9 protein-coding genes are annotated in these 12,221 nt (G+C 74.1%); 6 read left to right on the forward strand and 3 right to left on the reverse strand.

Annotated elements, in window-relative coordinates:
• Positions 1-151: 151 nt before the first annotated feature.
• From murJ to LIV55_RS06730, 3 genes are read right to left on the reverse strand one after another with little or no spacing between them, the layout of a single operon-like run.
• Complete coding sequence (murJ, locus tag LIV55_RS06720) at positions 152-1,798, reverse strand: murein biosynthesis integral membrane protein MurJ (protein WP_229299705.1); 1,647 nt, start codon at positions 1,796-1,798, stop codon at positions 152-154.
• Positions 1,795-3,819, reverse strand: coding sequence for a DUF6049 family protein (locus tag LIV55_RS06725; protein ID WP_229299706.1), 2,025 nt, complete (start codon positions 3,817-3,819; stop codon positions 1,795-1,797). Before LIV55_RS06725 ends, murJ begins: the two co-directional genes overlap by 4 nt.
• The gene (locus LIV55_RS06730; RefSeq protein ID WP_068270844.1) at positions 3,792-4,274 is read right to left on the reverse strand and encodes an NUDIX hydrolase; all 483 of its coding nucleotides are present in this window, start codon (positions 4,272-4,274) and stop codon (positions 3,792-3,794) included. The genes LIV55_RS06725 and LIV55_RS06730 overlap by 28 nt, the downstream gene beginning before the upstream one ends.
• Positions 4,275-4,520: 246 nt before the next feature.
• Here LIV55_RS06730 and LIV55_RS06735 point away from each other — a divergent pair, with 246 nt between their 5' ends.
• From LIV55_RS06735 to LIV55_RS06760, 6 genes are all read left to right on the forward strand, one after another.
• Complete coding sequence (locus LIV55_RS06735) at positions 4,521-5,933, forward strand: hemolysin family protein (RefSeq protein WP_229299707.1); 1,413 nt, start codon at positions 4,521-4,523, stop codon at positions 5,931-5,933.
• Positions 5,930-6,937, forward strand: a complete 1,008-nt coding sequence (locus LIV55_RS06740) for a CNNM domain-containing protein (RefSeq protein ID WP_123093609.1) — start codon at positions 5,930-5,932, stop codon at positions 6,935-6,937. Before LIV55_RS06735 ends, LIV55_RS06740 begins: the two co-directional genes overlap by 4 nt.
• Before the next feature lie 100 nt (positions 6,938-7,037).
• Complete coding sequence (locus LIV55_RS06745; protein WP_229299708.1) at positions 7,038-8,618, forward strand: serine/threonine-protein kinase; 1,581 nt, start codon at positions 7,038-7,040, stop codon at positions 8,616-8,618.
• Positions 8,619-8,718: 100 nt separating this feature from the next.
• Entirely contained in the window at positions 8,719-10,161 is a 1,443-nt protein-coding gene (locus tag LIV55_RS06750) for a CCA tRNA nucleotidyltransferase (RefSeq protein WP_372456518.1), read from the forward strand.
• A gap of 124 nt (positions 10,162-10,285) precedes the next feature.
• Positions 10,286-11,575 (forward strand): hypothetical protein, encoded by a 1,290-nt coding sequence (locus LIV55_RS06755; RefSeq protein ID WP_163562440.1) that lies wholly within the window; start codon positions 10,286-10,288, stop codon positions 11,573-11,575.
• A 93-nt stretch (positions 11,576-11,668) separates the two neighbouring features.
• A complete protein-coding gene (locus LIV55_RS06760) occupies positions 11,669-12,142 on the forward strand; it encodes a hypothetical protein (RefSeq protein ID WP_123093606.1) in 474 nt (157 codons plus the stop codon).
• Positions 12,143-12,221: the final 79 nt, after the last annotated feature.

Here is a 12,221-nt window from a genome sequence, read left to right on the forward strand (position 1 = left end):
ACGAGGGGTCGCCGGTGACGGGCTCCTGGGCACGGCGAGCGATCGCGTACCTGCCGAGCGTGGTACCCGGGTGCACTTCGTGCACGTCAGGGCCCCTTCCGTGTCGAGGTCGTTGCCGCGCCATCCTAGGCGGTCCGGCCGGGCCCTCCTGCTACGCGCGCCGCAGTCGGCGGGTCACCGGCTGGAGCACCGCCGTGACCTCGGTGACGCGCAGCCGGGCCGCGACGAGGAGGGCGACGACGAGCAGGACGACACCGCACACGCCGGTGACGAGGACGGCGGAGAGCCAGCCCTCGTCGAGGACGCGGGTCATGCCGAGGAGGAGGGCACCGGCGACGAGGGTCGCGAGGAGGGTGGAGAGCAGGAGCCGCACGTTCTGCTGGACGACCGAGGCCAGCCCGAGGGAGCCCAGACGGCGGCGCAGCAGGGCGAAGCCGAGGATCGCGCCGACGAGGTTGCCGACGGTCTGCCCGACGCCGACCCAGGTCGCCGTGTGCTCGAAGCCGCTGGCCGCCCCGACGAGGGTGAAGGCGACGGAGATGACGGTGACGACGAGCTGGAGGACGAAGGGGGTGCGCCCGTCCTCGTAGGCGTAGCAGGCGCGCTGGACGAGGTAGAACCAGCCGTAGGGGACGAGCCCGAGGCACATCGCGACGAGGACGCCGGTGGCGGCGCGGGCGTCGGCGGCGGGGGTTGAGAAGAGCAGCGCCTGCAGCGCCCACGGGGCGAGCAGGACCATCGCGGCGGTCCCGGGGAAGAGGACGACGGCGGGCATCCGCATGCCCTGGCGCAGGTCGGCGGCCACGGCCTCGGTGTCGCCGTCCTGGGCGTTGCCGCTCAGCCGCGTGAAGATCGCCGTGACGAGCGAGACGGTGATGATCGAGTGCGGCAGCATGAAGATGAGGAAGGCGAAGCCGTACGAGGTGAGCCCGGCGGCGGGGGCACCGGCGCGCTCCGCGTCGAAGGCCGCCCCGGTGAGGACCGGGGTGGTGACGAGGAGGAAGGCGACCTGACCGACGGCCACGGCGCCGAAGGCCCAGGTGGCCATCTTCGAGGCGCTGCCCAGGCCGTAGCCACGGAAGCCCCACACCGGGCGGTAGCGGAAGCCGATCCGGCGCAGGGCGGGGATGAGCACGAGCGCCTGGACGACGATCGACAGCGTCGCCGAGCCGGCGAGGACCCAGATCATCGTGCTGTCCCACAGCCCGACGTCCTGGACGTCCTGGCGCCCGGAGAGCATGAACCAGCCCAGCCCGGCGATCGCGACGACGTTGGCGAGCGCGGGGGCCCACATGAAGGCCCCGAAGCGGTTGTTGGCCGTGAGCACCTGGCCGAGCAGGGTGTAGAGGCCGTAGAAGAACATCTGCGGCAGGCAGATGAGGGCGAAGGCGACGGCCAGGCCCCGGGCGTCGTCTCCCCAGTCCTTGCTGACGACGAGCCAGACGAGGGCCGGGGCGGCCAGGGTGAGCAGGACCGTCGCCGCGCCCATGATCGTCATCGCGAGGGTGAGCAGCCGGTTGACGTACTCGTCGCCGTCCGCCCGGCGGCTGGCCTTGACGATCTGCGGCACGATGACGGCGTTGAGCACGCCGCCGGCGAGCAGCAGGTGGAAGTTGTTGGGCAGCGTGTTCGCGGCGTTCCACGCGTCGGCGGCCAGACCGACCGCGCCGACGACGCCGATCGTCATCGTCTGGCGCAGCAGCCCCAGGACCCGGCTGACGAGCGTCCCGGAGGCCATGAGAGCGCTGGACCGCGCGACGGACGGTGCTGCCGCGGGGGTCTGGGCGCGCTCGGTCATGAGTCCTCGGGGTCTGCGGGTGCTGCGGGGGTGGGCCGACGACGCACGGTACGCCAGGTGCCGAAGGCGACGGAAGCGAGCGCCACGAGAGCGACGCCCCAGTAGATCCAGCCCCCGGTGGGGCTCACCCGGACGCGCAGCTCGGCGGGCTCGGCGAGCGCACGCCCCTTCGGGTCGGTCACCTCGACCTCGATCGGGACCCGACCGGGCGCCAGGGCGCTCGCCTGGACCGTCACCGTGCGCCGCGACTGCGGGCCGACGGTGATGGGCTCGGGGTCGCCGTCGATGCGCAGGATCGGCGAACCCGGGTCGAGCCGGACCTGGAGGTCGTGCAGCTCGACGTCGCTCGTGTTGCGCACCGTGATCTGCAGCCGCCCGGTGTCGGCGAAGAAGTTCACCTCGCCCGAGGCGACCTCGAGCTGGCGCCCTGTCGCGGTGACGTCCCGGTGCAGCCGCGAGGCGAGGACGCGGAAGTGCCACTGCGACGAGCGCCAGCGCGCCGAGGTCAGCTGCACCTGCGACGCGGCGACGGCACGCTGCCACTGCGGGCCGTCGGCGCGCACGGTCGCCACCGAGCGCCGGGTGGCGATGTCGGCCACGACCCGCCGCGCGCGGGCGTCGGTGAGGACCGGCTCCGGCGGGTCCTCGAGCGTGTCGGGGATGTCGATCTCCTGCTCGGGCGACTCCGGCGCCGTCGCGCGGGGGCTCGCGAGCGTCCCGCGCGCCGTCCACGGGATGTCGGCGACGGCCTCGCGCATCGCCCGGTAGGCCTGCGGGTCCGGGCGGGCCGAGCGCGGGGGCACGACGAGCAGTGTGCGTGAGGTGCCCGGCAGGTCCCCGAGCACCGAGGCGGAGTCGGCGACGAGGCGCTGGGTGGCCAGGACCGCGTCGTCGTCCTCGCGCAGCGAGCCCACGACCGCCGAGAGCTCGGGGTCGCTGACGAGCAGCGGCGTGCCGCCCCGGCTGGTCTGGAAGGCGTCGGGGGTGAAGGCGGTGTCCGTGAGCGCCGTGCGGGGCACGAGGACCGTGGGCTGGCTGCCGTAGACCCGCTCGAGCGCGGCCGAGCGGTCGCCCGCGATCAGGTCGTCGGCGGGCCAGGCGATGTCGCTGCGCGCCCCGAGCGCCTCGGCGGCCTCCTGACCCCCGGTGACGCGGGGTCGCACGAGGGTGCGAGCAGCATCGGACTCCGCGGCGGCGGCGACGTCGGCGTCGGCCTCGGGCAGCACGGCCGTGCGGTCGGGGTCGAGCTCGGCGGCGAGGTCGCGCGCGAGGTCCTCGCGGACCTCGAGCTCGCCGCGGGACAGGCCGGTGTCGTCGTCGGGCACGGCGTCGGGCAGCAGGAGGGGGTCGAGGAGCCACAGGTCACCGGGGCGCGGGGCGCTCGAGGCGATCTGGGCGAGGTCGGATCCCGGCCCGGCGGCGGCCTGCCAGGCCCGCGTGCGCGAGTCGCCCGGCGCCGCCCACAGCTGGTTGGAGGAGGGGAGCGTCACGGGCACGCCCCACAGCATCTTCAGCGGCTCGTACTCCTTGGCCCGGTGGATCCCGAGGAAGGTGTGCACCTGGTCCTGCCCGGACTGGACGCTGATCGGCGCGGCACCCCAGGACCGGCCGGGCAGCAGGTCCGCCCCGTCGACCTCCAGCTCGAAGGTCGTGCTCTGGCCCGGGACGAGCCGGCTCGTCGCGATCTCGCGGTCGAGCGCCGACCCGGTGACCCGGGCGTCCCCCTTCGCCCAGTCGTCGATGCCCTCGCGGGTCATCTCCGCCTCGCCGAGGAGGACGGAGACCGCGGGGTTCTCCAGGGTCGTCGACCCGTCGTTGGTGAGCCGCCCGCGGATCGTCGCCGACCCGCTGCTCGCACCCGTCGCGTCGACGACCGGGGTGATCGAGGTGAGGGTGAGGCTGCTGGAGGCGTCGGACGCGGAGGCGCGGGCGGGCAGGGCAGGGGCGAGCAGGCCGGCGAGGGCTGCGGCGACGCACGCGCCCCGCAGCGACCTCAGGCGTCGCCCGCGAGCCGCTGCCACGCCTCCCTCGCGATGCGCCGCTCGTTGGGGAAGGTGAGGTGCCGGTGCGCGTCGCGCAGGAGCAGCCAGGCGACGTCGACGGCCTCGTGGTCGGGGTCGTTGTCGATCGTCAGGTAGCCGCCGATGGCCTCGAGCAGGTAGTGGTGGACGAACTTGTGGATCCGGCGGTCGCTCGTGGCGAACCAGTAGTCGATCGTCCCGAGCTCGACGAGGACCCGCGCCTCGATGCCGGTCTCCTCGGCGACCTCACGGGCCGCGGTCTCGACGAGGGTCTCCTCGCCCTCGATGTGGCCCTTCGGCAGGCACCACTCGAGGCGGCCGGCGCGGTTGCGCCGCGCGATGACGGCGATCCTGGCCTGGCCCTCGTGGACGTCGACGACGACCCCGCCGGCGCTGCGCTCCTCGACCGCGGGCAGGCGCCGCGGGGATCGAGGGGCGTGGGCCGGGTGTGCCATGTGGTCACTGTAGCCAGAGGGTCCTGGGAGGGCCCTGGGGCGACGACGGGGTCAGATCCCCTGCTCGCGTCCAGCCCACGTCCAGGCTTCGCCGACATACTGGGGCTCCCCCGGGGAGACGCCCCGCTCACGAGGAGACCAGCCGCACCCGATGGAGACCGACAGTCCCCGTTCCTGTGCCCCTGACCACCGCGCTCGACCCGGGTCCGCCCGTGTCGTGACCTCCCAGCGGGCGGTGATGCGCTGATGTGGGCCCTCTCCCTGCTCCTCGGCGTCCTCGTCGTGCTGGCGATCACCGCCGCCACCGGCTGGTTCGTCGCCCAGGAGTTCGCCTACATGTCGGTGGACCGCTCCCGGCTCAAGGCCCGTGCCCAGGCCGGTGACGCCGCGGCCGAGCGTGCCCTCGCAGTCACCCGGCGCACGTCCTTCATGCTCTCGGGCGCCCAGCTCGGCATCACCGTCACCGCGCTGCTCGTCGGCTACGTCGCCGAGCCCCTCATCGGGCAGTCGCTCGGCGAGGCCCTCGGCGGGGTCGGCGTGCCCACCGCGGTCGGGGTCGGCGTCGGCACCGTGCTCGCCCTGCTGCTGTCGACCTTCGTGCAGATGATCTTCGGCGAGCTCTTCCCGAAGAACCTCGCGATCGCCCGCCCCGAGATGCTCGCGGTGCGCCTCGCGACGTCGACGACGCTGTACCTGCGCCTCTTCGGCTGGCTCATCACCATCTTCGACAAGGCGTCCAACGCCCTGCTCCGCGCCGCCGGCATGGAGCCGGTCCACGACGTCGAGCACGCGGCGACGCCGCGCGACCTCGAGCACATCGTCGCCGACTCCCGCGAGAGCGGGGACCTGCCGGCCGAGCTGTCGGTGCTCCTCGACCGGGTCCTCGACTTCCCCGACGACGACGTCGAGCACGCGATGATCCCGCGGTCCCGCGTCGACGTCGTGCGTCCCGACGACGCGGTCGACACCCTCTGGGGCCTCATGGCCGCCGGTCACTCGCGCTACCCGGTGCTCGACGAGCACGACGAGGTCGTCGGCGTCGTGCACCTCCAGGACGTCCTCGGCGCGGGCCGCGGGGGTGGCGGCACCGCCGCCGACCTCATGCGCGACGCCGTGCGGGTGCCCACGCTCATGCGTCTGCCCGACGCCCTGCGCACGATGGCCCAGGAGCGCGCGCAGCTGCTCTGCGTCCTCGACGAGTACGGCGGCTTCGCCGGGGTCGTCACGGCCGAGGACCTCGCCGAGGAGATCGTCGGCGAGATCGAGGACGAGCACGACCCCGAGCCGCCGACGACGCCGGAGGGCGAGCCCGGCAGCTGGACTGTGCCCGGCGACCTCCACGTCGACGAGGTCGAGCGGCTCGTCGAGCGCGATCTCGCGCAGAGCGAGGCCGAGACCGTCGGCGGTCTGCTCATCGAGGCCCACGGCTCCCTGCCGGAGGTGGGCACGACGGTCGCCGTCGCCCTCCCGCCGGACCCCGTCGCGGCCCTCGAGGACGACGAGCCGGGCCTGGAGCACATCCGGCTCGAGGTGCTCGAGGTCGAGCGGCACGTGCCGTCGGTCGTGCGGGTCAGCCTCGAGCAGGGGCCACCCCCCGAGCCCGATCCCGATCACGACACCGATGACCACGCCAGCCCGACGCAGGAGGACCCCCGATGAGCCCGCTCGTCGTCGTCGCCGTCACCGTCCTGCTCATCGTCCTCAGCGCCTTCTTCGTCGCCGCGGAGTTCGCCCTCCTCGCCGTCAAGCGGCACCGCCTGCAGGACAACGCCGGCTCGAGCCGGTCCGCCCGCGCCGCGCTGCGCAGCTTCGACGAGCTCACCGTGCTCCTCGCCGGCTGCCAGCTCGGCATCACCGCCGCGGCCCTGGGCCTGGGTGCGGTGACCAAGCCCGCGCTCGACTACGCGCTGACGCCGGTCTTCGAGTCGTGGGGCCTGCCGGCCTGGCTGGCCGGCACCCTCGGCTTCGTCCTCGCCCTGCTCGTCGTCACCTTCCTCCACCTCGTCATCGGCGAGATGGCGCCGAAGTCGTGGGCGATCGCGCACCCCGAGACCGCGGCCACCGCGCTCGCGCTGCCGATGCGCGGCTTCATGTTCGTCACCCGTCCGCTGCTCGTCGCCCTCAACGAGGCGGCCAACTGGTGCCTGCGCCGGGTCGGCGTCGAGCCGCAGGACAGCCCCCACAGCGGCCAGAGCGCGGCCGACCTGCGTCAGCTCGTCGAGCACTCCGCGGGCGCCGGCACCCTCGACGAGGACCGCTCGCGCCAGCTGACCTCGGCGCTCGAGCTCGAGACGCTCACCGTCGGCGACCTCGTGCGCGAGGGCGCCCGGGCGACGGCCGTGACGACCGAGCAGGACGTCGCCGCCGTGCGCGCCGCGACCGTGACGTCGGGCCACCTGCGGGTGCTCGTGCGCTCCGGCGGCCGGGTCGTCGGCGTCGTCCACGTTCGCGACACCATGCTCGAGCCGGACGACCGACCGGCAGGCGAGGTCATGCGCCCCGTCCTGCACCTCGACGCGGGCACCGCTCTGCACGAGGCGCTGACGACGATGCGCGACACGCGCTCGCACCTCGCGGTCGTCGAGCGCGACGGCGTGCCGGTCGGGGTCGTCACCCTCACCGACATCGTCCAACGCCTCTTCCCCGTCGAGCGCGCCGCCTGACCGCGGCACCGGGCGAAGGGGGCGTCTCGTCCCCTTCGTCCGCAGCGGACCTCGGCCCCGCGCCCGGGTCCGGGACGTCCGCGCCGCTAGCCTCGGGCGCGTGAGCACCCCGTCGCCGCCCGCTCCCCGGATCCCCGGGCTCGAGCACGTGCGCCGGCTGGGGGCCGGCGGCTTCGCCGACGTGCACCTCTACCGCCAGGAGCTGCCGCGCATGCTCGTCGCGGTCAAGGTGCTGCGCACCGCGGCCGGTGACCTGCGCGAGCAGCTCGTCGCCGAGGCCAACACCATGGCCGAGCTCGCCGAGCACCCCTACATCGTCACGGTGCTGCGCGCCGACGTCACCGACGACGGCCGGCCCTACCTCGTCATGGCCTACTACCCGGGCACCTCGCTGGCGGCCCGGGCCCGTCGCTCGCCGCTGTCCGTCGCCGAGACCCTGCGCGCCGGCGTCCAGCTCGCCTCCGCCGTGGAGACCGCGCACCGCGCCGGGGTGCTCCACCGCGACATCAAGCCGGCCAACGTCCTGCTCACCTCCTACGGCACCCCCGTCCTCGCCGACTTCGGCATCGCCGGGCGCACCGCCGAGGTCGACGACGAGGACGACGTCGGCGTCTCCGTCGCGTGGGCGCCGCCCGAGGTGCTGCGCGGGCGCTCGAACGGCTCCGTCGCCGCCGACGTCTACTCGCTGAGCGCGACCCTGTCCTACCTGCTCACCGGGCGCACCCCCTTCGAGGACCCGGGCGGCGACAACTCCGCCGACGCGCTCCTCGTGCGCACCACCCGGGAGCCGCCGCGCCGTACCGGGCGCGAGGACGTGCCCGAGGCGCTCGAGCGCCTCCTCCAGCACGGCATGGCCAAGGACCCCGCCCACCGCCCCGGCTCCGCCCTCGCCCTCGCGCTGGACCTCCAGCGGGTCGAGGCGCAGCTGCGCCTCCCCCGCACGGAGACCGTGGTCCTCGACCACGACGACGACGGGCTGCACACGGTCACCGGCGACGCGACGAGCGTGCGCTCCGTGCTCGCCGACACCCCGGACATGCCGCCGGTCTCGACCCCGCAGGACCCGAGGTCCACCCCCAACGCCTCGACCCCTGGGCCTTCGCCGTCTCCTCGACCCCGCTGGCCGTGGGTCGCGGCCGCCGCGACCGCCGCCGTGCTCCTCGTCGGGGGAGCGGTCGGTGGCGCGGTCCTCCTGCTGCCCGAGGACGAGCAGAGCACCGCCGGCACGACCTCGGCCACCTCCTCGGGCACGGAGGGGTCGAGCACGCAGGGGTCGAGCACGCAGAGCTCGAGCACCGGGGGGCAGACGGACGCAGCGGTCGACCCCTGCCTCGTCGGGACGTGGGAGACCTCGAGCTACGAGGAGACCGTCCCCCTGCTGGGCACGCTCACCGATCTCGAGCGGACGATGACCTTCGGCACCGACGGGCGTCTCACGACGACCTACGACGACGCCCGGCCGAAGGGGGCCGGCGCGGGCTGGGTCTTCGACGGCACGGTCGTCTACGACGTGACGACCTCCGGCAGCACGATGTCCTTCACGCTGGTGCGTGACGGGCTCACCGTCACGGGTCCGTCCGGCGACCTGCCCCCGGGCACCGGCGACGTGCAGTACACGTGCTCGGGCGACACCTTCACCCAGACCGCGACCGGGCTCGACGCGACCTTCACGCGTCGCTGACCGGCGGTCCGCGCAGGTCGCCCGGCGGCACGCAGGCGCACCGCTCGCGCCGTCGCACCTATCCTTGGTCCCCGTGCCCACCCCGTCGACCCCGCCCCAGATCCCCCGCGAGGTGCTCGAGGACGCCGTCGCCCACCTCGCGCCCGTGCTGCCCCTCCTGCGCGAGCTCGGCGAGCGGTTCAGCGCGAAGGGGTACGACCTCGCCCTCGTCGGCGGTCCCGTCCGCGACGCCTTCCTCGGCCGCGAGAGCCTCGACCTGGACCTCACGACGAGCGCCGGCCCCGAGGTCACCGAGGAGATCCTCGCCGCCTGGGGCGACGCGCACTGGGACATGGGGCGTGACTTCGGCACCATCGGCGCCCGCCGAGGAGAGCACGTCGTCGAGGTGACGACCTACCGCGCCGACGAGTACGACGGCACGACCCGCAAGCCCGTCGTCGCCTTCGGCGACACGCTCGAGGGCGACCTCGTGCGGCGCGACTTCACCGTCAACGCGATGGCTCTGCGCCTGCCCGACCTCGAGCTCGTCGACCCGCACGGCGGTCTCGTCGACCTCGCCGCCTACCGGCTGCGCACCCCGTCGGCTCCCGAGGTCTCCTTCTCCGACGACCCGCTGCGGATGATGCGCGCGGCCCGCTTCGTCGCCCAGCTCGGTCTCGTGCCGGTCCCCGAGGTCGTCACGGCGATGGAGCAGGCCGCGACGACCCTGCAGATCGTCTCGGCCGAGCGGGTGCGCGACGAGCTCGTCAAGCTCCTCCTCGCCCCGGACCCCGTCACCGGGCTCCGGCTGCTCGTCGACACCGGGCTCGCCGAGCAGGTGCTGCCCGAGCTGCCCGCCCTGCAGCTCGAGATCGACGAGCATCACCGCCACAAGGACGTCTACGAGCACTCCCTCACCGTCCTCGAGCAGGCGATCGACCTCGAGACCGGCCCGGACGGCGACGTGCCGGCGCCCGACCTCGTCCTGCGCCTGGCCGCGCTGCTCCACGACATCGGCAAGCCGCCGACCCGGCGCTTCGAGACCGGGGGTGGCGTCTCCTTCCACCACCACGACGTCGTCGGCGCCAAGCTCACGGCGAAGCGGATGCGCGCTCTGCGCTTCGACAAGGACACGACGAAGGCGGTGGCCCGGCTCGTCGAGCTGCACCTGCGCTTCCACGGGTACGGCGACGGCCAGTGGACCGACTCGGCCGTGCGCCGCTACGTCACCGACGCCGGCCCTCTCCTCACCCGGCTGCACCGGCTCACCCGGGCCGACTGCACGACGCGCAACCAGCGCAAGGCCCGCCGCCTCTCGCACGCCTACGACGACCTCGAGGTCCGCATCGAGCGCCTCCTCGAGGCCGAGGAGCTCGGCAAGGTGCGCCCGGAGCTCGACGGCCACGAGATCGGCGAGGTGCTCGGCATCCGCCCGGGACCGGCCCTCGGCCGCGCCTACTCCTACCTGCTCTCCGTGCGCCTCGACGAGGGCCCGATCGGCAAGGAGGCCGCCGCCGACCGGCTGCGGCAGTGGTGGGCCCAGCAGCCCGAGCACGAGGGCTGAGCGACCCGGGGCGAAGGGGGGAGTCCTCCCCATTCCGCAGAGGCTGCGCGCCATCTAGGTTCGACTCCGAGCACCGGCCCCTGGGGTCGGCCGACGCCACAGCCGACGGAGCAGGGGAGAGACGATGAGCGTCCAGCAGGGCATGGACACCGCTCGCATCCGCGAGATCGCCGAACAGCTGCGCAGCCAGCGCGAGAAGATCGAGGGCGTGCGCCAGAGCGGGAGCGCCAGCGCGAAGGTCCTGCGCGACAGCTGGGCCGGCGCCGACCTCTCCGGCTTCACCGAGCGCTGGGACGGGCCGGTCGTCAAGCAGCTCATGGACGCGGCCACCCAGATCGGCGCGGCCGCGGACCTCATGGTCCAGCAGGCCACCGACCAGGATGACACGAGCAGCCTGGGCGGCGGCAGCGGCCCCGGCGCCGGCGGCCCGGGTGGCGGCCCGGGCGGGGGGCCCGGCGGCCAGGGACCCGGGGGCGGCGGCGACGGCTCCCAGCCCGGCGACATGAAGGGCACGTGGTCCCCCTTCGACCGGGACCAGGACTCGCCCTTCATCCGCACGAACAAGGACGAGGACGGCAACCTCCACCACTACGACCCCCTCACCGGCAAGCGCTGGGTCGAGGACGCCGAGGGCCGGTGGACCAACGAGACGGACGGCCGCGGGCACACGTCCTTCACCGAGACCGAGACGACCGACCGGGGCAACGGCTGGGAGAGCGAGCGCGAGTCGACCCGCGGCGAGGGCGGCGGGCGTCGGGAGTACGGCGAGTCCTGGAGCACCGAGCGCGACTTCGACGAGAACGTCGGCTCGCGCGCCAAGGACGTCCTCGACCAGGTGCAGAGCGAGCCCTTCGTCGAGTCGAAGGCCGAGACCGAGGTGAGCGCTGCCGTCCTGCGCGGCGAGGCGGGCGACGAGAGCCTCGGCGCGAGCGGCGAGCTGCTGTCCGCCGAGGCGGGCGCGGACGCCGCGGCCGGCATCGACGCCACCCGGGGCGCGTACGCCGAGGCCAACGCCCACGCCGGTGCCTACCTCGGCAAGGGCGAGGCCCACTTCGCGACCGACAGCGGCACCGCCGGCGAGGTCTCCGCCTACCTCGGCGGCGAGGCCAACGCCGAGGCCCAGGCCCAGATCGGCCCGGGCGGCGCGTCGATCAGCGCCGGCGCCGACGCCTTCGTCGGCGGCAAGGCCGAGGCCGGCATCAGCCAGGACATCGGCGACTACGGCTCGGTCGGGGTCGGCGGGTCCGTCTCGTACGGCATCGGCGCCGAGGCCAACGTCGACGCCGAGGCCTCCTGGGACCGCATCGGCTTCAGCGGCGAGGTCGGGCTGACCCTGGGTCTGGGCGCCTCGCTCGACTTCGACGTCTCGATCTCCCCGAAGGAGATCATCGGCTCGCTCAACCCCTTCGACTGACCCGGTCGCGACCGGCCCCGAGCACCACCTGCCCCGGCACCTGCCAGGGTGGGCACCAGACCACCGCAGCAGCGACGTGAAGGAGCACCTCCGATGCCCACCGTGACCTACCCCAGCGACGTCGTCCCCGGTCCCCCGCGGATCGCCCTGGAGATCCCCGAGGGCTGGGAGCAGGTGTGGACCCCCGAGACCCTCGTCGCGGTCCGCGAGGCCGGGGTGACCGACCACTTCGCGCCCAACGCCGTCGTGCGCTTCTTCCAGCGGGTCGGCACCTTCGGCCCCGACGACATCGAGCGCGAGATGCGCGAGTACGCCGGGCGTCAGCGCGACGGCGAGGTCGGCCCGGTGAAGAGCCAGACCATCAACGGCCGCGAGTGGATCGGCATCGACGTCGCCTTCGTCGACGAGCAGGCGGGCACCATCGCGCAGCTGCACTGGTTCACCGCGCAGCAGCAGAACGACGTCGTCGACGTGCTCCAGGCGACCGCGTCCTTCGCGGCCTCGCGCAAGGAGAGCGACTACCCCGTCCTCGACGCCCTCGTCGACTCGATCCGGGTCAACCCCTGACACCCATCACCCCGAGGGCCCGGACCGGCCACGCGTCGGTCATGATGGCCCCCGACATCACGAGGACCAGGGGAGAGAC

This window comes from Janibacter melonis (assembly GCF_020567375.1).
Lineage (GTDB): Bacteria > Actinomycetota > Actinomycetes > Actinomycetales > Dermatophilaceae > Marihabitans > Marihabitans melonis.